The 22,091-nt window shown below is 70.8% G+C and carries 16 protein-coding genes; 6 read left to right on the top strand and 10 right to left on the bottom strand.

Annotated features, from left to right (window positions below; genetic code table 11):
- Positions 1-23: 23 nt before the first annotated feature.
- Both pruA and ACQEWB_RS34430 read right to left on the bottom strand, forming a co-directional pair.
- Entirely contained in the window at positions 24-1,655 is a 1,632-nt protein-coding gene (gene pruA, locus ACQEWB_RS34435; protein WP_432838008.1) for an L-glutamate gamma-semialdehyde dehydrogenase, read from the bottom strand.
- Between the two features lie 49 nt (positions 1,656-1,704).
- Positions 1,705-2,631: a proline dehydrogenase family protein gene (locus ACQEWB_RS34430; RefSeq protein ID WP_432838006.1), complete on the bottom strand. Its 927-nt coding sequence runs from the start codon at positions 2,629-2,631 to the stop codon at positions 1,705-1,707.
- Between the two features lie 128 nt (positions 2,632-2,759).
- On the opposite strand from ACQEWB_RS34430, the gene ACQEWB_RS34425 reads away from it, so the two are divergent.
- Together ACQEWB_RS34425 and ACQEWB_RS34420 are read left to right on the top strand one after the other, a co-directional pair.
- Positions 2,760-3,977 (top strand): PucR family transcriptional regulator, encoded by a 1,218-nt coding sequence (locus ACQEWB_RS34425; RefSeq protein ID WP_432838004.1) that lies wholly within the window; start codon positions 2,760-2,762, stop codon positions 3,975-3,977.
- Between the two features lie 2 nt (positions 3,978-3,979).
- Positions 3,980-4,624, top strand: a complete 645-nt coding sequence (locus tag ACQEWB_RS34420; protein WP_432838001.1) for an HAD family hydrolase — start codon at positions 3,980-3,982, stop codon at positions 4,622-4,624.
- On the opposite strand, the gene ACQEWB_RS34415 is transcribed toward ACQEWB_RS34420, so the two are convergent.
- Positions 4,621-6,033 carry a PLP-dependent aminotransferase family protein gene (locus ACQEWB_RS34415; protein WP_432837999.1) on the bottom strand — a complete coding sequence of 471 codons (1,413 nt, stop codon included), beginning with the start codon at positions 6,031-6,033 and terminating at the stop codon, positions 4,621-4,623. The two genes, ACQEWB_RS34420 and ACQEWB_RS34415, sit on opposite strands and share 4 nt — an antisense overlap.
- 47 nt (positions 6,034-6,080) lie before the next feature.
- Between ACQEWB_RS34415 and ACQEWB_RS34410 the strand changes: the two genes are divergently transcribed.
- Positions 6,081-7,394, top strand: coding sequence for an MFS transporter (locus tag ACQEWB_RS34410; RefSeq protein ID WP_432837997.1), 1,314 nt, complete (start codon positions 6,081-6,083; stop codon positions 7,392-7,394).
- On the opposite strand, the gene ACQEWB_RS34405 is transcribed toward ACQEWB_RS34410, so the two are convergent.
- On the bottom strand, positions 7,381-7,971 hold the full coding sequence (locus tag ACQEWB_RS34405) for a TetR/AcrR family transcriptional regulator (RefSeq protein WP_432837995.1): 591 nt from the start codon (positions 7,969-7,971) through the stop codon (positions 7,381-7,383). The two genes, ACQEWB_RS34410 and ACQEWB_RS34405, sit on opposite strands and share 14 nt — an antisense overlap.
- Before the next feature lie 97 nt (positions 7,972-8,068).
- Between ACQEWB_RS34405 and ACQEWB_RS34400 the strand changes: the two genes are divergently transcribed.
- Complete coding sequence (locus tag ACQEWB_RS34400; protein WP_432837993.1) at positions 8,069-9,604, top strand: MFS transporter; 1,536 nt, start codon at positions 8,069-8,071, stop codon at positions 9,602-9,604.
- Positions 9,605-9,738: 134 nt separating this feature from the next.
- Here the strand turns inward: ACQEWB_RS34400 and serA are convergent, their stop codons facing one another.
- The 6 genes from serA to ACQEWB_RS34370 form a co-directional block, all read right to left on the bottom strand.
- Positions 9,739-11,328, bottom strand: a complete 1,590-nt coding sequence (gene serA / locus ACQEWB_RS34395) for a phosphoglycerate dehydrogenase (RefSeq protein ID WP_432837991.1) — start codon at positions 11,326-11,328, stop codon at positions 9,739-9,741.
- A gap of 257 nt (positions 11,329-11,585) precedes the next feature.
- Entirely contained in the window at positions 11,586-12,584 is a 999-nt protein-coding gene (ilvC, locus tag ACQEWB_RS34390; protein ID WP_432837989.1) for a ketol-acid reductoisomerase, read from the bottom strand.
- Between the two features lie 111 nt (positions 12,585-12,695).
- On the bottom strand, positions 12,696-13,220 hold the full coding sequence (gene ilvN / locus ACQEWB_RS34385) for an acetolactate synthase small subunit (RefSeq protein ID WP_432837987.1): 525 nt from the start codon (positions 13,218-13,220) through the stop codon (positions 12,696-12,698).
- Positions 13,221-13,241: 21 nt separating this feature from the next.
- Entirely contained in the window at positions 13,242-15,086 is a 1,845-nt protein-coding gene (locus ACQEWB_RS34380) for an acetolactate synthase large subunit (RefSeq protein ID WP_432837985.1), read from the bottom strand.
- Positions 15,087-15,329: 243 nt separating this feature from the next.
- On the bottom strand, positions 15,330-18,326 hold the full coding sequence (locus tag ACQEWB_RS34375) for a putative bifunctional diguanylate cyclase/phosphodiesterase (RefSeq protein ID WP_432837983.1): 2,997 nt from the start codon (positions 18,324-18,326) through the stop codon (positions 15,330-15,332).
- Positions 18,327-18,777: 451 nt separating this feature from the next.
- Positions 18,778-19,728, bottom strand: coding sequence for a 2-hydroxyacid dehydrogenase (locus ACQEWB_RS34370; protein ID WP_432837981.1), 951 nt, complete (start codon positions 19,726-19,728; stop codon positions 18,778-18,780).
- Between the two features lie 75 nt (positions 19,729-19,803).
- On the opposite strand from ACQEWB_RS34370, the gene ACQEWB_RS34365 reads away from it, so the two are divergent.
- Together ACQEWB_RS34365 and ACQEWB_RS34360 are read left to right on the top strand one after the other, a co-directional pair.
- Complete coding sequence (locus tag ACQEWB_RS34365) at positions 19,804-20,802, top strand: aldo/keto reductase (RefSeq protein ID WP_432837979.1); 999 nt, start codon at positions 19,804-19,806, stop codon at positions 20,800-20,802.
- 116 nt (positions 20,803-20,918) lie between these two features.
- Positions 20,919-22,085: a PQQ-dependent sugar dehydrogenase gene (locus ACQEWB_RS34360; protein WP_432837977.1), complete on the top strand. Its 1,167-nt coding sequence runs from the start codon at positions 20,919-20,921 to the stop codon at positions 22,083-22,085.
- Positions 22,086-22,091: the final 6 nt, after the last annotated feature.

Below are 22,091 nucleotides of genomic sequence, written 5' to 3'. Positions count from 1 at the left end.
GCCCGTTTCCGCGTCCGTGGGTGTCAGCCCATGTGCGGGTACGCGTAGTCGGTCGGGGCGACCAGGGTCTCCTTGATGGCGCGGGTCAGGGTCCAGCGCAGGAGGTTCTGCGGGGCGCCGGCCTTGTCGTTGGTGCCGGAGGCCCGGCCGCCGCCGAAGGGCTGCTGGCCGACGACGGCGCCGGTCGACTTGTCGTTGATGTAGAAGTTGCCGGCCGCGTAGCGCAGCTTCTCCATCGTGTACGCCGCCGCGGCACGGTCGTTGGAGACGACCGCGCCGGTGAGCGCGTAGTCGGAGACCGATTCCATCTGCGTCAGCATCTCGTCGTACTTCTCGTCCTCGTAGACGTGCACGGCGAGGAACGGGCCGAAGTACTCGGTGCGGAACACCTCGTTCTCCGGGTCGCTGCACTCGACGACCGTCGGGCGGACGAAGTAGCCGACCGAGTCGTCGTAGGAACCGCCCGCGACGATCGTGCAGGTCGGGTCCTGCTTGGCGCGGTCGATGGCGGCCTTGTTCTTGGCGAACGCGCGGTCGTCGATGACGGCCCCGATGAAGTTCGAGAGGTCGGTGACGTCGCCCATGGTGAGGTAGTCGACCTCGGCGGCGAACTCCTCGCGGAAGCCGTCGTTCCAGATGGACGCGGGGATGTAGGCGCGGGAGGTGGCGCTGCACTTCTGGCCCTGGTACTCGAAGGCACCGCGGGTGAGGGCGGTCTTCAGCACCGCGCGGTCGGCGCTCGGGTGCGCGACGAGGAAGTCCTTGCCGCCGGTCTCGCCGACCAGCCGAGGGTACGAGCGGTACTTCTCGATGTTGTTGCCGACCGTCTTCCACAGGTACTGGAAGGTCTTGGTGGAGCCGGTGAAGTGGATGCCGGCCAGGTCGCGGTGCTCGAGCGCCACCTTGGAGACCTCGATGCCGTCACCGGTCACGAGGTTGATGACGCCCTTGGGGAGACCGGCCTCCTCCAGCAGCTGCATGAGGAGGACGGCGGCGTGGGTCTGGGTCGGCGAAGGCTTCCACACCACCACATTGCCCATGAGCGCCGGAGCCGTCGGCAGGTTGCCCGCGATCGCGCTGAAGTTGAAGGGCGTGATCGCGTAGACGAAGCCCTCGAGCGGGCGGTGGTCCAGGCGGTTCCAGACGCCCGGGGAGTTGGCCGGGGGCTGCTCGGCCAGGATGCCTCGGGCGTAGTGGACGTTGAAGCGCCAGAAGTCGACGAGCTCGCAGGGGCTGTCGATCTCGGCCTGCTGGGCGGTCTTCGACTGGCCGAGCATGGTGGAGGCGGCGATCGTCTCGCGCCACGGGCCGGACAGCAGCTCGGCGGCGCGCAGGATGATGGCCGCGCGGTCGTCGAAGGCCATCGCGCGCCAGGCGGGGGCGGCGGCGAGGGCCGCGTCGATGGCGTCCTGCGCATCCTGCCGGGTGGCGTGCCGGCCGGTGCCGATGACGGCCTTGTGGTTGTGCGGCTGGACCACCTGGAAGGGCTCACCACCGCCCAGCCGCTTCTCGCCGCCGATGGTCATCGGCAGCTCGACCGGGTTCTCGGCCAGCTCCTTCAGCCTGGCCTCCAGCCGGGCGCGCTCGGGCGAGCCGGGGGCGTAGCCGTGCACCGGCTCGTTGACGGGGGTGGGGACCTGGGTCACAGCGTCCATGAGATCCGTAACTCCTTGTACGTGAGCGGGTGTTGAGGCCTGCTGGGGTTCAGCCCTTGCTGACCATGGAGCGGAGGAAGAACCGCAGGTTGGCGGGCTTTTCGGCGAGCCTCCGCATGAAGTAGCCGTACCAGTCGGTGCCGTAGGCGGTGTAGACGCGCATGCGGTGGCCCTCGGCCGCGAGCCGCAGGTGCTCGTCGCCGCGGATGCCGTACAGCATCTGGAACTCGTACTCGTCCGGCTTGCGCCCCGCCCGGTGGGCGAGTTCCTGGGCGATGGAGATGAGCCGCGGGTCGTGCGAGCCGACCATCGGATACCCCTCGCCCTCCATCAGAATCCGCAGGATCCGGACGTACGCCTTGTCGATCTCGTGTTTCTGCTGGTAGGCGACCTCGGCGGGCTCCTTGTACGCGCCCTTCACCAGCCGCACCCGGCTGCCGGCCGCGGCGAGCCGGCGGGCGTCGGCCTCGGTGCGGAAGAGGTAGGCCTGGATGACGCAGCCGGTCTGCGGGAAGTCGCGGCGCAGCTCCTCGTGGATGGCGAACATCGAGTCGAGGGTGGTGTGGTCCTCGGCGTCGAGCGTGACGGTGGTCCCGATCGCGGCGGCGGCCTCGACGACGGGCCGGACGTTGGCGAGCGCGAGCTCGTGCCCGCCCTCCAGCGCCTGCCCGAACATCGACAGCTTGACGGACATCTCGACGCGCTCGCCGAGCTCCAGGTCCTTCAGCCGGTCGATGAGCGCCAGATAGGCGTCACGGGCGGCCGCGGCCTGCTCCGGGGTGGTGATGTCCTCGCCGACGACGTCCATCGTCAGCTCCAGGCCCCTGGCCGTCAGGTCCTGGACGATCGGCACGATGTCGGCCACCGACTCGCCCGGGATGAAGCGGTCGACGACCTGCTTGGTCACCGGGGCCGCCGAGATCAGGCGTCGCATCCGGTCGCTGCGCGACGCGGCAAGAATCACGGGACCCAGCACGGGGCACCTCCACAAACCAGCAGATAGAACCACCGTGAAACCTAAGGATCCCTCCGATCGTCGGCCATCGACAGCTGTCACGCATCCGTGCCGCAGATCTCAGACAGATGTATGAAGGGGCCGGTGGGATGCGGGAGAATGCGACCGTGACGACGTCCGAGCACAGGTCCGACCACCAGGAACTCGTCGACGAGATCTCCGAGCTCCTCGGCGCACCGGCGACCCTGGAGAACCGCGACTTCGAGCTGATCGCCTTCGGGGCGTACGACAGTGAGGGCGACCTGGACGCGTCGGCCCTGGACCCGGTGCGCACCCGCTCGATCCTGACCCGGCGCTCCACGGCCGCGGTCCGCTCGTGGTTCGAGGGCTTCGGCATCACCAGGGCGACGGCCCCGGTCCGCATCCCGCCGACTCCGGAGGCCGGCGTCTACCGGGGCCGCATCTGCCTCCCGGTACGCCATCGGGGTGTCGTCCTGGGTTATGTCTGGCTGCTGGACTACGACCCCGGCCCCACCGAGGCCCAGCTGACGGCGGCGATGGAGGTGACGTCCCGCATCGGCGCGCTGCTGGCGGACGAGGCCCAGCACGGGGCGGACCTGAGCCGGGAACTCCGGGCGGTCCTGGTCGCGGACCGCGACTGGCAGCGCGACATGGCGGTGTCGGACCTCCGCACGGCCCTCGGCCCCCGCGCCGACGTCCCCCACACGCTGATCTGCGTCGCCCCCTGGCCCTCCGCCGACCCGGACGACGCCCCTTCCGTCCGTACGGTCCCGGGGGCGACGGCCCTGTGCACGGTCCCCTGGGGGCCGGCATCCCAGTCCCTGGCCCTGCTGGTCCGCCTCCGCTCGACGGACGTACTGACTCCGGCCGCTTCGGCGGCGGGGCGGCTGGTGGAGCGGGGGCGGTCGCTGGGCGGGGGCGGAGGCGAAGGCAACGCGACGGCCGCCGGGATCGCCGCCGCGCGGGCCGGCCTGGCCGAGCTGGGCACGGCCTGGCAGGAGGCATCGGCGGCGGCACGGGCCGCGCTGGCGGAACCACGCTTCGGCCCGGTGGCCGAGTGGTCAAGGATCGGCCCGTACCGCCTCCTGACGGCCCTCCCCCCGGACACGGCCCACGACCCCACCGTCCAGCCCCTCCTCTCCCCCACCCACCGCGAACTGGCCCGCACCGCCGAGACCTACCTGGACTGCGCCGGCCAGGCGGCCCGCACAGCCGCCGAACTCGGCATCCACCGCCAGACCCTCTACTACCGCCTGTCGAGAGTCGAACAACTGACAGGCCTCGACCTGGACGACGGAGAGGACCGCCTCCTGCTGCACATGGCCCTGAAGGGGGCACGGCTGTAGGCATGCCGCTGCTGATGATCGACCTCGACAACACACTCGTCGACAGGGACGCCGCGTTCAGGGAGGCGGCGTCGGCTTTCCTGGGGGCCCACGGGCTGCCCGCCGACGACCTCACCTGGCTCACGACTCTCGACGCGAGCGGCTACACGCCACGGCGGGAAGTCGCCGGGGCCATGGGCCAGCGTTACGGCAGCGCAGTCCCCGCGCCCGACATCCACACCCTGCTCGACCGGGGCGCCGCCGACCACGTCATCCTCCCCGGGCCCACGCGCAGCGCCCTCACCCGGGCCCGCGCCGACGGCTGGACCTGCGTGATCGTCACCAACGGCCGGGTCGCCCAACAGGAGACGAAGATCCGCCGTACCGGACTGGACCGGCTCGTGCACGGGTGGGTCGTATCCGAGGCGGTGGGGTACAAGAAGCCCGCACCGGAGGTCTTCGAGGCGGCGGCGGCCGCTGTGGGAGCGACGTTCGATGGCGCCTGGGTGGTCGGCGACTCGCCGCATGCCGACATCCAGGGCGCGGTCGGTATCGGCGTGCGGAGCGTCTGGGTGTCCGGGGGCCGGCCGTGGACCGAAGCCGCCTATCGCCCCACGCGGATCGCCTCCGACACCGCGTCCGCGCTCGGTCACGTGCCGGCGAACTAGCCCGCACCGCCCAGGAGATCCGCCACCGCAGCGATCCCCTCCACGATCGCACGCTCCGTCACATTGCCGAATCCCAGGATCAGTTGGGGCGGATTCGTCGCCCCTGAGGCGCGGCACGCGCTCATGCCGTACAGGCCGACTCCCCGGGTGCGGGCTTCCCGTACGACCGTCGGTTCGTCGGCGCCGGACGGAAGGTGGGCCACCGCGTGGAAGCCTGCCGCCAGGCCCGACAGGCTCACGGCGGGGGCGTGTTGGGTCAGGGACGTGAGCAGGGCGGTGCGGCGGGTGGCGTAGGTCGTGTGCATGCGGCGGAGGTGGCGGTCGTATCGGCCGGACTCGATCAGGCGGGCGAGGGCGAGCTGGTCGAGGGTGGGTGAGCCGCGGTCGGCGACGCGTTTCAGGTCGGTCAGGGGGGCGGCCAGTGCCGGTGGGGAGAGGAGCCAGCCGAGGCGTAGGGCTGGGGCCAGGGACTTGCTGACCGTGCCGATGGAGATCACCCGGTCCGCGGCCAACCCCTGGAGCGTGCCCACGGGTTCGCGGTCGTAGCGGAACTCGGCGTCGTAGTCGTCCTCGATGACGTACGCGTCCCGCTGCGCCGCCCAGTCGAGCAACGCGTGGCGACGGTCCGGGGCCAGGACGACTCCCGTCGGCCACTGGTGGGCCGGAGACACGATCGCCGCCCGGGCGCCGGTGGCGTCCAACGCCCGTACATCCACGCCGAGTTCGTCGACCGGCACCGGCACCGCCGTCAGGCCCGCCGCCTCCGCCGCCGCCGTCGCGGTGTCCGGGCCGCCCGGGTCCTCGTACGCCACCACCCGCACCCCGGCGCGGGCCAACGCCCGTAGCGCCAGGTGCAGTCCCTGCGCGTAGCCGGAGCAGATCACGGTGCGGACGGGGTCGGCGGCCGCCCCGCGGACCCGGCGCAGATAGCCGGCCACCACCTCGCGCAGGGCCGAACTCCCGCGCGGATCCCCGTAGTCGAACTCCGCGGTGGGCATGGCCCGCGCGGCCTCCCGCGTCGCCCACAGCCAGTCGGCGAGCGGGAAGGAGGTCAGGTCGGGGACGCCGTGCCGGAAGTCGGCGATCAGGTGCGGCCTGGTGTCCCCAGGAGGTGGTGCGGGGGCCTCCTCGACCTGCGCGCACGCCGCCACGCGGGTGGCCGAGCCGACCCGGGTGACCAGGTAGCCCTCGGCCTGGAGCTGGGCGTAACAGTCCTGGACGAGCCCGCGGGACAGGCCCAGGACGCGGGCGAGCTCACGGGAGGACGGAAGGCGTTCGCCGGCCCTCAGACGACCCGTGCGGATCGCGTCCCGCAGCTGCCGTTCCAGCTGGGCGCACAGACGGTCGCCGCTGTCCCGGTCGACCGTCAGAAGCAGCTCGGGTGACAAACCGGCCCACTGCACTGGCATGGAATTGGAGCTTAGCGGAGGGCCGGTCCATCTCTAGCGTCGTAACCATGACGACGACCACGACGAACTCGATGAACACGACGAACTCGACGAACTCGACGAACATCCCGAGCCCGGCCGGGAGGACATCCCTGCTGTCCCGCCCCCTGCTGCTCCGCTTCGTGAGCCTGGTCGGCGCGAGCCTGAGCTTCTTCCTGCTCCTGTCGGTGGTGCCCGCCTTCGCCGCCGAGGCGGGCGGCGGGGGCGCGGCGGGCCTCGCCACCGGCTCCCTGATGCTCTCCACGGTCCTCGGCGAACTGGCCACGCCCCGCCTCGTCGCCCGCTACGGCTACCGGACGACCCTGCTGGCCGGCCTGTTCCTGCTCGGCGCCCCGGCCCTGGTCCTCACCGTCTCCGGGGACGTCGTCTGGATCGTGGCCGTGTGCCTGGTGCGGGGCCTGGGCTTCGCGCTCACCATCGTCGCGGGCGGCGCACTGACCGCGACGCTGATCCCAGCCGAACGGCGGGGCGAGGGCCTGGCGTTGGTGGGCGTGGTGTCCGGCGTGCCGTCGCTGATCGCCCTGCCGCTGGGACTGTGGCTGGCCGGGCAGGCGGGGTACGGGACGGTCGCGGTGATCGGCGGCACGGCATCGCTGGCCGCGATCGTGTCGGTACTCGGGCTGCCGAACCACGGCACGGGGTCGGCGAAAGCAGAAACAGAACCAGGGGCAGGGGCAGAGGCAGGGGCAGGGGCAGGAACAGACGCAGAAGCTGGAGCTGGAGCTGGAGCACCGAAAGGCGCCCAGCCTCCGCTCGGCGTCCTCCGCGGCCTGCGCACCGGCCAACTCCTCCGCCCCATCGCCGTGTTCGCCACCACCGCGACCGCCGCCGGCATCCTCGTCACCTTCCTCCCGCTGGCCGTCCCCACCGCGTCCTCCGGCGTCGTAGCGGTCGCCCTGTTCGTGCAGCCCGCCGCCTCGACCGTGACCCGTTGGCTCGCCGGCCGCCACGGCGACCGGCACGGCAGCGCCCGCCTCGTCCTCCCCGGCCTGCTCCTCGTGGCCACCGGTGTACTGATCACCGCCGCGACCGCCGACCCGATCGCCGTCGTGACGGGAACCGCCCTCTTCGGAGCCGGCTTCGGCATCACCCAGAACGCCACGCTGACCCTGATGTACGCCAGGGTCTCCCCCTCCTCGTACGGCACCGTCAGCGCACTGTGGAATCTCGCTTACGACGGCGGCATGGGCGTCGGCGCCGCGGGCTTCGGCGTCCTGGCCGGCCTGACCGGCTACCCGTGGGCCTTCGCCACAACCGCCGCGCTGATGCTGGCCGCGCTGGCCCCGGCTCTCCGCGATCGCAACCGCATCAGCTGTCCTTGACGCCCGCGATGACGCGGCGCAGACCTTCGGTGAGCCGTTCCGCGCTCGTGGCCGAGTCGGGGTCGAAGAGCCACTGGACCATCAGGCCGTTGAGGAGGGTCTGGTAGAAGCGGCCTTCGGTGTCGACGGTCTCCTTGTCGAGCTCGTCCTCGGGGATGCCGTTGAACATGGGCACGATCCCCGAACGGCCCTGCTCCTGCGCCTCGGCCAGCAGCTTGCGCACCTCCGGTAGCCGGTCGCCCTGGAAGATGAGCTCGAAGCTCAGCATCCAGATGGCCCGCGTCTCGGGCAGTGAACCGATGATGTTCGCCCACACCTCCTGGAAGCGTTCCAGCGACCCGGGCGCCGCGGCCATCTCGCCACCCGCGCCCCAGCCGGGGTCGAAGTCGTCCCCGGCCCCCTCCACCAGGGAGACATAGGCCTGCACCAGCAGCGCGTCCTTCGACCCGTAGTGGTAGCCGATCGACGCGAGGTTGGTCCCCGACTCCTTGACGACGTCCCGCGCGGTCGTACGCAGGAACCCCTTCTCCAGCAGGCAGCGCTTGGCGCCCTCGAGCAGATCCTCACGGTGTCCCATACCCGCCACCCTACTCCCGATCCATACAACCGTCCTAGACGACCGACTTATACAATCGTTCTAGACAAGCGTTTAAGACGCGCGTACATTCCTCGGCATGACGAACTCGACGGGCACCACCACAACCACCCCGCCCGGCCTCGCAGGCCGTCGTGAATGGACCGCACTGGGCGTGCTGATGCTCCCGCTGCTGCTGGTCTCGATGGACGTCTCCGTCCTCTACTTCGCGATCCCCGCGATCAGCGCCGACCTGGAGCCGAGCGGCACCCAGCAGCTGTGGATCTTCGACATCTACGGCTTCGTCCTGGCCGGCCTGCTGATGACGATGGGCTCGCTCGGCGACCGCATAGGCCGCCGCAAGCTCCTCCTGATCGGCGCCGCGGCCTTCGGCGCCGCCTCCCTGACCGCGGCCTACGCCAACAGCGCCGAGACCCTGATCGCGGCCCGGGCGGTGCTCGGCATCGGCGGCGCGACCCTGATGCCGTCGACGATGGCACTGCTGCGCACGATGTTCACCGACCCCGGCCAGCGCGCGAAGGCGATCGGTCTGTGGTCCGGCGTGATGACGGCGGGCGTGGCACTCGGCTCGGTGATGAGCGGGGTCCTGGTCCAGTACTTCTGGTGGGGCTCGGTCTTCCTGGTCAACCTGCCCGCGATGGCCCTGCTCCTGGTCCTCGGCCCGTTCCTGCTCCCGGAGTCGAAGGACCCGAACCCCGGCCGCTTCGACTGGCCGAGCGTCCCGCTGTCGATGGCCGCCGTGCTCCCCGTCATCTACGGCCTCAAGGAGATCCCGTCCGAGGGCTGGCACGCGCAGTACGTCGTCTCGGTCACCGTCGGTCTGCTCTTCGCCGCGGCCTTCGTCCACCGCCAGCGCACCGCGGCCTCACCGATGATCTCCCCGGCCCTGTTCCGCGGCCGTGGCTTCGCCCCCTCGGTCGCGCTCAACCTGGTCGCCACGTTCGGCATGATGGGCTCGGCGTTCTTCACCACGCAGTACCTCCAGTCGGTGCTCGGCAAGAGCGCGATGGAGGCGGCCCTGTGGGCGCTGCTCCCCTCGGTGCCCATCGGCATGGCGGCCCCGCTGGCGACGGCCCTGGTCCAGAAGGGCGTCAACCGCGCCTACGTCGTCACCGCGGGCTTCGCGATCGCCGCGGCGGGCTACGCCCTGCTGGCCCTCGCCGGAACGGACTCGCTCTGGCTGGTCCTGGCCGCCTGCGGCGTCCTCGCCTCCGGCATCGTGATGGTCATCTCCCAGATCACCGACCTCGCGATGAGCAGCGCGCCGGTGGACCGGGCGGGTTCGGCATCGTCCCTGATGGAGACGGGCGCGGAGTTCGGCGGCGCGCTGGGGATGGCGGTACTCGGCTCCATCGGTACGGCGATCTACCGCCACGAGATCCCGGGTACGGCGCCGGCTCCGGCCCGCGAGACCCTGGGCGGCGCGCTGGCGGTCGCCGGTCAGCTGCCGGGGCGCACGGGAGACGCTCTGGCGGTGGCGGCACGGGAGGCGTTCACGAGCGGGATGCAGGGGGCGGCTGTTGCGGGGGCGGTGATTCTCGCGGGGGCGGGGGTGCTGGCGGCGAGGGCGCTGCGGGGGATCCGCGTCGACGCCGACAAGCCCAGTGGAATGTGACATATTACTGACGCTGCGTCAGAAAACCCGAACGCCGGCCGGACTGAGGTCTCTCAGCCCGGCCGGCGTTCACATGTTGCTTCTTCGCTCACCCCTCACCCGACCGAGTCGGGCGGGCGGGCGGGCAAGGAAGGTCAGACCAGGTTCACCGACCGGGCGAACGTCGCCCCGATCTCCACCTCGACCTCGGCCAGCACCCCGGACGGCACGGTGTCATCCACGGTCAGCACGGCCAACGCCTCGCCGCCCGCAACCGCCCGCGACACCTGCATCCCGGCGATGTTGATCCCCGCCTCGCCGAAGATACGGCCGACGGTGCCGACGACGCCCGGACGGTCCTCGTACCGCAGCACCACCATGTGGTCGGCGAGCGCGAGGTCGACGTCGTACTCCCCGACCGCGACGATCTTCTGCAGGTGCTTCGGACCGGCCAGCGTGCCGGAGACCGACACCTCCTCGCCGCCGGTGAGCGTGCCGCGCACGGTGACGACGTTGCGGTGGTCGCTCGCCTCGGAGCTGGTCGTCAGTCGCACCTCGACGCCGCGCTCCTGCGCGAAGAGCGGGGCGTTGACGTACGACACGGTCTCGTCGACGACGTCCTCGAAGACGCCCTTGAGGGCGGACAGCTCCAGCACCTTCACGTCGTGCTGGGTGATCTCGCCGTACACCTCGACGTCGAGGCGGACCGCGACCTCGCCGGCGAGCGCGGTGAAGATCCGGCCGAGGCGCTCGGCGAGCGGCAGACCCGGCTTGACGTCCTCGGCGATGACGCCGCCCTGGACGTTCACCGCGTCGGGGACGAGCTCACCGGCGAGGGCGAGGCGCACCGAGCGGGCGACGGCGATGCCCGCCTTCTCCTGGGCCTCGTCCGTCGAAGCGCCCAGGTGCGGAGTGGCCACCACCTGGTCGAACTCGAAGAGCGGGGAGTCCGTGCAGGGCTCCTTCGCGTACACGTCGAGGCCGGCGCCGGCGACGCGGCCTTCCTTGAGCGCCGAGTACAGCGCCTCCTCGTCGACGATCCCGCCACGCGCGGCGTTGACGATGCGCACGCTCGGCTTGACCTTGCGCAGCGCCTCGTCGCCGATGAGGCCGAGGGTCTCGGGGGTCTTCGGGAGGTGGACGGTGATGAAGTCGGAGACCTCGAGCAGCTCGTCCAGCGACAGCACCTTGACGCCCATCTGCGCGGCGCGGGCGGGCTGGATGTAGGGGTCGTAGGCGACGACCTTCATCCCGAAGGCGGACATGCGCTGAGCGACCAGCGCACCGATCCGCCCGAGGCCGACGACGCCCAGCGTCTTCTCGGCCAGCTCCACGCCCGTGTACTTGCTGCGCTTCCACTCGCCGTTCTTCAGCGCGGCGTTGGCCTGCGGGATGTGGCGGGCGGTGGCGACGAGCAGGCCGCAGGCCAGCTCGGCGGCGGTCACGATGTTCGAGGTGGGGGCGTTGACGACCATCACGCCGGCCTTGGTGGCGGCGGAGACGTCGACGTTGTCCAGGCCGACGCCGGCTCGTGCGACGACCTTCAGCTTGTTCGCGGCGGCGATCGCCTCGGCGTCGACCTTGGTGGCCGAGCGGATCAGGATGGCGTCGACGTCGGCGATGGCCGGGAGCAGTTCGGCTCGGTCCGCTCCGTTGCAGTGCCGGATCTCGAAGTCCGGGCCGAGCGCGTCCACGGTCGCGGGCGACAGCTCTTCAGCGATGAGTACGACAGGTTTCGAGCTCACGTGAGTCCTCACAAGTCCAATGCATGCGGACGGCCGTCCCGACGGCCGCAGGCGGTGGAGGGGTGTCGCGACCCAGAGGGCCGCTTGAGCCGCGTGGAAGACGCACGACGCTGTGGGCCTGACGCGTATGTAGTACGGCAGTGTAGTGGCGCGGCGACGGTCGTCTTGCGCCTCCGCGGAAGGATCACCCGTCCGTGACTCGACGGGTTGGACAAAGGGGCCGGAGCAGTCCGCTCCGGCCCCCGTGCCCGTAAGGCTTACGCCTCCTCGTCCACCCAGGACATCAGCTTGCGGAGCTGCTTGCCCGTGGTCTCCAGCAGGTGCTCGGAGTCGGCCGTCTTGTACTCGTTGTACTTCTTCAGGCCGCCGTGGTACTCGGCCATCCACTCGCGCGCGAAGGTGCCGTCCTGGATCTCGGCGAGGACCTTCTTCATCTCGGCCTTGGTGGCGTCCGTGATGATCCGCGGGCCGGTGACGTAGTCGCCCCACTCGGCGGTCTCGGAGACGGACCAGCGCATCTTCTCCAGGCCGCCCTCGTACATGAGGTCGACGATCAGCTTCAGCTCGTGGAGGCACTCGAAGTAGGCGATCTCCGGCTGGTAGCCCGCCTCGACCAGGGTCTCGAAGCCGGCCTTGACCAGGGCGGAGGTGCCACCGCAGAGGACGGCCTGCTCGCCGAAGAGGTCGGTCTCGGTCTCCTCGGTGAAGGTCGTCTTGATGACGCCGGCGCGGGTGCCGCCGATGCCCTTGGCGTACGACAGGGCGAGCGCGAAGCCGTTGCCGGTCGCGTCCTGCTCGACGGCCACGATGCAGGGAACGCCGCGGCCCTCCTCGTACTGACGACGGACGAGGTGGCCCGGGCCCTTGGGGGCGACCATGCACACGTCGACGCCCGCCGGGGGCTTGATGAAGTCGAAGCGGATGTTCAGGCCGTGGCCGAAGAACAGCGCGTCGCCGTCCTTGAGGTTGTCCTTGATGGACTCCTCGTAGACCTGGGCCTGGATCGGGTCCGGGACGAGGATCATGATGACGTCGGCCTCGGCGGCGGCCTCGGCCGGGGTCACCACACGCAGGCCCTGCTCCTCGGCCTTCGCCTTGGACTTGGAGCCCTCGTGCAGACCGACGCGGACGTCGACACCCGAGTCACGGAGCGACAGCGCGTGGGCGTGGCCCTGGCTGCCGTAACCGATGACCGCGACCTTGCGGCCCTGGATGATGGACAGGTCGGCGTCGGCGTCGTAGAACAGCTCGGCCACTTTGGGTTCTCTCCTTGTGTGCAGGTGTTGCGTCCCACCGTATGACGGCGGGCGGAAGTGGAGTCTCGGGGTCTCGGCATACGGGCGGCCGGTGACCGCCCGTACACAGGATTACGCGCTGCGGTCCAGGGCGCGCAGCGACCGGTCGGTGATGGAGCGGGCGCCGCGGCCGATCGCGATGGTGCCGGACTGGACCAGTTCCTTGATGCCGTACGGCTCCAGCATCTTGAGCATGGCGGACAGCTTGTCGCTGGAGCCGGTGGCCTCGATCGTCACGGCCTCCGGGGAGACGTCCACGGTCTTGGCGCGGAACAGCTGGACGATCTCGACGATCTGGGACCGCGTCTCGTTGTCGGCCTTCACCTTCACCAGAACGAGTTCGCGGTGCACGGCCTGGGCCGGCTCCAGCTCGACGATCTTCAGCACCTCGACGAGCTTGTTGAGCTGCTTGGTGACCTGCTCGAGCGGCAGGGCCTCGACGCTCACCACGATCGTGATGCGGGAGATGTCGGCGTGCTCGGTCACCCCGACGGCGAGCGAGTCGATGTTGAAGCCGCGGCGCGAGAAGAGGGCCGCGATCCGGGCGAGGATGCCCGGCTTGTTCTCCACCAGGACGGAGAGCGTGTGCTTGGACATGATCTTTTACGTCTCTCTCGCTCAGTCGTCTTCGTTGTCGCCGAAGTCGGGGCGGACGTCCCGGGCGGCCAGGATCTCGTCGTTGGAGGTGCCGGCGGCGACCATCGGCCACACCATCGCGTCCTCGTGGACGATGAAGTCGATCACGACCGGACGGTCGTTGATGGAGTTGGCCTCTTCGATGGCCTTGTCGAGGTCCTCCGGCCGCTCGCAGCGGATCGCGTAGCAGCCCATGGCCTCCGACAGCTTCACGAAGTCGGGGACGCGGGTGCCGCGGGCGTCCGGGTTGACGTCCTCGGGGCCCGAGTGCAGCACGGTGTTGGAGTACCGCTGGTTGTAGAAGAGGGTCTGCCACTGGCGGACCATCCCGAGGGCGCCGTTGTTGATGATGGCGACCTTGATCGGGATGTTGTTCAGGGCGCAGGTGGTGAGCTCCTGGTTGGTCATCTGGAAGCAGCCGTCGCCGTCGATCGCCCAGACCGTCTTGTCCGGCGCGCCGGCCTTGGCGCCCATCGCGGCCGGGACCGCGTAGCCCATCGTTCCGGCGCCGCCGGAGTTCAGCCAGGTCGCGGGCTTCTCGTACTGCACGAAGTGCGCGGCCCACATCTGGTGCTGGCCGACGCCCGCCGCGAAGATCGTGCCCTCGGGCGCGAGCTGTCCAATGCGCTCGATGACCTGCTGCGGGGAGAGCGTGCCGTCCTCGGGCAGGTCGTAGCCGAGCGGGTAGGTCTCGCGCCAGCGGGAGAGGTCCTTCCACCAGGCGGTGTAGTCGCCCTGCTGGCCCTCGCTGTGCTCCTTCTGCACGGCCTGGATCAGGTCGGCGATGACCTCGCGGGCGTCACCGACGATCGGCACGTCGGCGGCGCGGTTCTTGCCGATCTCCGCGGGGTCGATGTCGGCGTGGACGATCTTGGCGTGCGGGGCGAAGCTGTCCAGCTTGCCGGTGACGCGGTCGTCGAAGCGGGTTCCGAGGGCGACGATCAGGTCGGCCTTCTGCAGCGCGGTGACGGCGGTGACCGAACCGTGCATGCCCGGCATTCCCACGTGCAGCGGGTGGCTGTCGGGGAATGCGCCGAGCCCCATCAGGGTGGTGGTGACGGGCGCTCCGGTGAGCTCTGCGAGAACCTTCAGCTCGGCGGTGGCGCCGGCCTTGATGACACCGCCGCCGACGTACAGGACGGGCCGCTTCGCCTGGGTGATCAGCTTGGCGCCCTCGCGGATCTGCTTGGCGTGCGGCTTGGTCACCGGGCGGTAGCCGGGCAGGTCCATGACCGGCGGCCACTGGAAGACCGTCTTCGCCTGGAGGGCGTCCTTGGCGATGTCGACCAGGACCGGGCCCGGGCGGCCGGTGGAGGCGATGTGGAAGGCCTGCGCGATCACCCGCGGGATGTCCTCGGCCTTGGTGACCAGGAAGTTGTGCTTGGTGATCGGCATGGTGATGCCGACGATGTCCGCCTCCTGGAAGGCGTCCGTGCCGATCGCCTTGGAGGCCACCTGCCCGGTGATCGCCACGAGCGGCACCGAGTCCATGTGGGCGTCCGCGATCGGCGTGACCAGGTTGGTCGCGCCCGGTCCGGAGGTGGCCATGCAGACACCGACCTTGCCGGTGGCCTGCGCGTAACCGGTGGCCGCGTGGCCGGCGCCCTGCTCGTGCCGGACCAGCACGTGACGCACCCGGGTCGAGTCCATCAGGGGGTCGTACGCGGGAAGGATCGCACCGCCGGGGATGCCGAATACGGTGTCGGCCCCGACCTCCTCGAGAGAGCGGATGAGGGACTGCGCACCCGTGACGTGCTCGGGGGCGGACTGGTGTCCTCCGGATCGGGGCCGCGGCTGCGGATGGGCCCCGGTGGCCTGCTCGGTCATCGTCGGTCTCTTCTCGATGCTGAGGGTTTTTGCGAGTTTTGTGCGGGGTTCTGTTGCCGTTCGGCAGGTGCCTGTGCAACAAAAAACCCCTCGTGCCGTAAGGCAAGCGAGGGGAGCGCGCCGGGAGTGGTCGCTGGGAGTTCCGGGTCGGTCCGGACGTCACCAGCTTCAGCCGACGCGCTTTCCAAGTACGAGAATTCGGGTGCGCATGGCACTGACCCTCCCCCCGACGCGCACCACGTGTCAAGTGGGTGGGACGGGAGTCTCATTATGTGAGCGCAGTCCAGCTCCGCCTCCCAGGACGGCCGGTACACCACCTGTGTACACCGCCGCGCCGCCGCCCGCGAACGCGGGCTCGATCGGCCCGTGCGGCACCGGATAGTGGCCGGATCCGAGCGCCCGACGCAGCCGGTACTCGTCCAGCGGTGCGGAGAACGCCATGCCCTGCCCGTGCGTACAGCCCATCGCGCGCAGCGCCACGACCTGCTCGGGCAGGTCCACGCCCTCGGCCACGGACTGGAGCCCGAGGTCGGTCGCGATCCGCAGCAGCCCGCTGGTGATCTTGTGCAGCCGCGCGGACTCGACGACGCCCTCGACCAGACCGCGGTCGAGCTTCAGCACGTCGACGGGGAGCCTGCGCAGTGCGGTGATCGCCGCGAAGCCGCTGCCGAAGCCGTCCAGGGCGATCCGGACGCCGAGCCTGCGCAGGGCGCCCAGCCGCCGCTCCAGCTCGTCCAGGGAGACCCGGGGATCGGTGTCGGACAGCTCGATCACCAGCGCCCCGGACGGCAGCCCGTGCCGGGTCAGCAGGGCCTCGACCGAGCCGAGCGGCATCGACCGGTCCAGCAGCCGCCGGGCGCTCATCCGCACCGCGACGGGCACGGCGAGCCCCGTAGCGGTCCGCTCGGCTGCCTGCTCCACGGCCTCCTCGATGATCCAGCGGCCCAGCTCCTGCGTCTTGTCGCTGTCCTCGGCGACCCGCAGGAACTCGGCCGGGGTGAACAGCACCCCCTGCGACGACCGCCAGCGGGCCATGGCCTCGACCGACGTGATCCGGCCGTCCTGCAACCGGACCACGGGCTGGTGCAGCAGGGCGAACTCACCGTCGTGCAGTGCGGCCCGCAGCCGCGTGGCCAGCTCCGCCTTCCTTACGACGTCCTGCTGCATCTGTGGGGCGTACAGCTCGACGCGGCCCTTGCCGCCCGCCTTGGCGCGGTACATGGCGAGGTCGGCGTTGCGCAGCAGCTCGCCGGCCCCCAGGCCGGATTCGGCGAAGGCGACGCCGATGGACGCGGCCACCCGGACATCGTTGCCGTCGATGAGGTACGGCTGCGAGAGCGTGATCCTGAGGCGGTCGGCGAGCTCCAGGATGTGGCCTTCGCGGGCGGCGCGGTCACGGGTGCCGTCCCCGATGATCAGGGCCGCGAACTCGTCACCACCCAGCCGGGACGCGGTGTCGCCCTGCCGGACCGCGTCCTGGAGTCTGCGGGCGGCCTGGACGAGCAGCTCGTCCCCGGCCTGGTGCCCGATCGTGTCGTTGACGGCCTTGAAGCCGTCGAGGTCGATGAAGAGTACGGCCGTGCCGCGCAGGGCGGCACCGCGGTCGGAGACGCGGCGGCCGGACAGGGCCTGCTGCACCCGCCGGGTGAACAGGGCGCGGTTGGGCAGGTCGGTGAGCGGGTCGTGCTCGGCGTTGTGCTGCAACTGCGCCTGCAGGCGCACTCTTTCGGTCACGTCCCGGCTGTTGAAGATGAGGCCGCCGTGGTGGCGGCTGACGGTGGACTCGACGTTGAGCCAGCCGCCGTCGCCCGACCGGAAGCGGCATTCGATGCGGGTGGTGGGTTCCTCCCGGGGGCCGGCGGCGAGGAAGCGGCGTGCCTCGTGCACCACGCAGCCCAGGTCCTCCGGGTGGATGAGATGGGCCAGTTCGGTGCCGACCAGGTCCTCGGCGGGGCGTCCGTAGACCCCGGCGGCGGCCGGGGAGACGTACCGGAGGATGCCGTTGGGCGCGGCGATCATGATGACGTCGCTGGAGCCCTGCACCAGGGAGCGGAAGTGGTTCTCCTTCTGCGCCAGTTCCTGGGTGAGGGTGATGTTGTCGAGCAGCATGATGCCCTGGCGGACCAGGAGGGCGAGCATGACGGTGCCGCTGGTGGTCAGCACGACCTGGTCGTAACCGCGGCCGTTGAGGGGGCTGTACAGAGTCCCCAAGGTGCAGACGGCGGCGGCGAGATACGGCGCCAGTGTGGCCAACGAACCGGCGATGGGCCGGACCGCCGCGTACCGGCTGTGATCACCTCCCTGCGGGGGTGCGTGGTGCGGGTGGGTGTCGCCGCGCCGGCCCGGGAGGTGTTCGTGGACCACACGCGTGTGCCCGTCGTCCTCGCCGGGCTGCTGCGCGGTACGCGGTGCCGCCCAGGGGGCGTACACGAGGAGCAGCGAGGCGGCGAACCAGCCCGCGTCGAGCAGATGGCCCGACTTGTAGGTGCTCTGCACCAGCGGCGAGTGGAACAGGCCGTCGCACAGGACGGTCAGTGCGAGCGAGACGATGGCGGTGTCGATCGCCGCACGGTTGGCCGCCGAGCGCCGGAAGTGCAGCACGAGAACCACGCTGACCAGCGCGATGTCCAGCAGCGGGTACGCCTGCCGTGCGATGTGGGCCAGGTCGAGCTCGGCGGACCCGTCCGTCCTGCGGGGCACAAGGCTCCAGCAGAGCGTGAACAGCGAGCCGCCGATCAGCCATGCGTCCAGCCCAAGACAGACCCAACCGGCCTTGTTCACCGGCCGCTTGGCGAGCAGCAGCAGTCCCACGATGGCGGAGGGCGCGAAGCCCACGAAGAACAGGCTGGCGTAGCCGGCATCCGGCACGCCGTCTTTCAGTACGACCTCGTCCAGCCCCCAGGCCGCGTTGCCCAGGGCCGCCATGGCCGAGGAGAGGGCGAACAGCAGCCAGGCGGATCGAAAGCGGTCGTGGCGGCTGTGCGCGTAGAGGAAACAGGAGACGGCTGCTGCGGCTGCGGCCGCGCTGAGCCCGAAGTCGCCCATGATGACGGCGAGTTCGTTCGAACCCCAGTCGAGCACGGAACCGACGGTGTATCCCGCGCAGACCAGGGCCAGGACGACTTTGAGGACCAGACCGGCCCGGCCGCCGGTGGCCGGCGGACGGGGCGGCAGCGCCCCTGACGAGGACTGCGCCGGCAGCGCTCCCCCCAGCGTGGTCGTGGCAGGCGGGGAGTTCACCGGGCGCTCCCGGTCCGTGCGGCTCCCGGGTCCCTCGGGTCCCGGTGCGCTGGGTGGGCATGCCTCCGGCGGCCGCTGTGCCTGCGGTGGTGATGGCTGTGCCGGCAGCCGTGGCCGCCGTGGTGACCGCGTCTGCGCGCGGGTGTACGCCAGGGTCGCCGTCGGCGGCCCCGCCGCGTCGGATCGTTCGTCCATAGGCCGTGCATCGCCCGTCGCCCCCCTCACAGTCTGAAATATCCATCCCCGGCGCCGAACGGTGCGCGGCGCAGCCCCTGTCGGGACGATACACCAGTCTCGTCACTCAGGGACATAGTTCCTCTACGCTCCGTGACGACCAGCGGGGATGCGTACACGCAATGCGTCCGGAAGGTAGCGGAGGGTACCGGAAACGGATTGCGCGCCTGTTGCGCCCGTCCCGCGGATCGCGCGCCGGACGCTCAACTCATCGGTGTCACGCGCTGTTTGCGCCTGTCGTAAGGATCACGTTTCCGAGGGGCTCCTGGTTCACGAAACGTGTCAGCTGGTTCACAAGGAGTCGCTTCGCGCGCGGCAGGAAGGCGGACGTGGGTCCGCCGACGTGGGGGCTGATGAGCACTCCGGGCGCTCGCCACAGAGGGTGCTCGCGGGGCAGGGGTTCGGGGTCGGTGACGTCGAGGGCGGCGGTGATACGGCCGCTCTCCAGCTCGGCGAGCAGCGCCTTGGTGTCGACGACGGGGCCGCGGGAGACGTTCACCAGGAGCGCGCCGTCCTTCATGCGGGCGAGGAAGTCGGCGCCGGCCAGGCCTCGGGTGGACTCGGTGAGAGGCGTGATCAGGACGACGACGTCCGCCTCGGGGAGCAGCGCGGGCAGGTCGGTGAGTGGGTGCACGGGGCCGCGCGCCGTGGTGCGCCCGGAGCGCGCGACGCGCGCCACCCGCGCGACCTCGAACGGCGCGAGCCGGTCCTCGATCGCGGATCCGATCGAGCCGTATCCCACGATGAGCACGTTCTTGTCGGCGAGCGCGGGCCGGAACCCGCCCAGCCACTCCCCGCGCTCCTGTGCCCGCACGAAGTCGGGCACCCCGCGCAGCGAGGCGAGGATCAGCGTCAGCGCGAGCTCGGCGGTGCTGGCCTCGTGCACCCCGCGCGCGTTGCACACCTGAACGCCCGGACGCAGGTCCGAGAGGTTGGGCAGCAGGGCGTCGATCCCGGCCGACAGCGTCTGCACGACCTGTACGGAGGTCAGTTCGGGCAGCGGCCGCACGGCGATCTCGGCGGACTTCATGTAGGGGACGACGTAGTAGACGCAGTCGGCGGGGTCGGCGGGGAACTCCTCGGCACCGTCCCAGAAGCGGTAGTTCGGCCCCTCGGGAAGCCCCTCGATCTCCTCGGCCGGGATGGGAAGCCACACGTCAGCAGTCATGTAAGGAGGCTATGTCAGGTGGTCGGGGGTGCAGAGGTTAGGTTGGGGGCTCGGCAGAGGGAGGGTCACGGGCAGGTGGAGCGCAGGACGATCGGCGCGAGGGCACTCGCGGTGGGGGCCGTCGGGCTTGGGTGCATGCCGATGAGCTGGGCGTACAGCGGGTCACGGCAGCGGGGCGAGGAGTCGCTCAGGGCGGTGCACCGGGCGCTGGACGCGGGCTCGACGCTCCTCGACACGGCCGACATGTACGGCCCGTTCACCAACGAGCTGCTGGTGGGGCGGGTGTTGAAGGAGCGGCGCGCGGACGCCTTCGTGTCGACGAAGGTCGGCCTGCTGGTCGGCGAGCAGCACATCGTGGCCAACGGCCGCCCCGGCTATGTGAAGCGCGCCTGCGACGCCTCCCTGCGCCGGCTCCAGACCGAAGTCATCGACCTCTACCAGTTGCACCGGGCGGACCCGGAGGTCCCCGTCGAGGAGACGTGGGGCGCGATGGCGGAGCTCGTACAGGCCGGAAAGGTACGGTCGTTGGGGTTGTGCGCGGTCGGCGCACGCGGCGGCCGCCGCTCCGGCGGGCGGCTGCACGACGGAACGATCCGCCAGCTCCAGCGCGTCCAGCAGGTGTTCCCGGTGAGCGCGGTGGAGGCCGAGTTGTCGGTGTGGTCGCCGGAGGCGCTGGAGTCGCTGCTGCCGTGGTGCGAGGCGCGCGGCGTCGGCTTCCTCGCCGCGATGCCGCTCGGCAACGGCTTCCTGACCGGCACCCTCACCCCCGGCGAGGGCTTCGAGCCGGACGACCTGCGCGCCCGCCACCCCCGCTTCACCGCGGAGATGATGGCCGCGAACCAGCCGATCGTCGCGGGCCTGCGCCGCATCGCGTCCCGCCACGGCGAGGCCGTCACGGCCGCCCAGGTCGCGCTGGCCTGGGTACTGGCACAGGGCCGGCACGTGGTCCCGGTACCGGGCACCAAGCAGGAACGGTGGGCGGCCGAGAACGCCGCGGCGGCCGACCTGGGCCTCACGGCCCAGGAGCTGGCCGAGGTGGCGGAACTGCCGGGTGCGCGGGGATCCTGGGACTGAGAGCCGACGGCCCGCGTCCGGGATTCGCTGTCCGAGGATCGGGAACCTGCGCGGCGCGAGCGGTGTATGACAAGTAGAACCTGCCGCTGGACCGCCGCGCCGAAGGGACCAAGACCGTGCTACGACGAGCTGTGCCGGCCGTGCTGGCCGCGACCGCACTCCTGCTGACGGCCGGCTGCTCCTCCGACGGAGGAGGATCGCCGGGCGACGACGGCAGTACGCCACCGGGCAGTACGACCGCGAACTCCTCCCCTTCCGAACAGGCGGCCGAACAGGCACCGCCCGCCAAGGGCTCGGTGAAGGTGCTGCGCACGGTCACCACGGGCCTGAACACCCCCTGGGGCATGGCCCCGCTGCCCGACGACAGCGCCCTGCTCGTCGCCTCCCGGGACGAGGGGACCATCACCAAGGTCGACGCGACGACCGGCAAGAAGACCGAGCTGGGCAAGGTGTCCGGCGTCTCCCCGGCCGGCGAGGGCGGCCTCCTCGGCCTCGCCCTGTCCCCGGACTACGCCTCGGACCACATGATCTACGCGTACTTCACCTCGGCCTCGGACAACCGCATCGTCCGCATGCTGTACGACACCGAGAAGCCGGCCGGCGAGCAGCTGGGCGCCCCGGACACGATCTTCAAGGGCATCCCCAAGGGCTATATCCACAACGGCGGCCGGATCGCCTTCGGCCCGGACGGGATGCTTTATGCGGGCACGGGCGAGAGCGGCAACCGCGGCCTGGCCCAGGACAAGAAGTCCCTGGGCGGCAAGATCCTCCGTATGACCCCGGAGGGCGAGCCGGCCCCGGGCAACCCGTTCCCGGACTCCCCGGTCTACACCTACGGCCACCGGAACGTGCAGGGCCTGGCCTGGGACTCCAAACAGCGCCTGTTCGCCTCGGAGTTCGGCCAGGACACCTGGGACGAGCTGAACGCGATCAAGCCGGGCGACGACTACGGCTGGCCGGACGCCGAGGGCAAGTCGTCCGACGCCGAGTTCCACAACCCGATAGCCCAGTGGCACACGGACGACGCCTCCCCCAGCGGCATCGCCTACGCCGAGGGCTCCATATGGATGGCGGGCCTCAAGGGCCAGCGCCTGTGGCGCATCCCTCTCAAGGGCACGGTGGCCTCGGCGGCCCCGCAGGCCTTCCTGGAGGGCAAGTACGGCCGCCTGCGCACGGTGGTCCCGGCGGGCGGCGACAAGATCTGGGTGACGACCAGCAACACGGACGGCCGGGGCACACCGAAGAGCGGGGACGACCGGATCCTGGAGCTGGAGGTGAAGTAGAGGGCG

It is taken from the genome of Streptomyces sp. CA-249302 (assembly GCF_050936785.1).
Taxonomy (GTDB): domain Bacteria; phylum Actinomycetota; class Actinomycetes; order Streptomycetales; family Streptomycetaceae; genus Streptomyces.
Note: the sequence above shows the minus strand (reverse complement) of the source record. Positions and strands in the feature narration are given on the sequence as shown.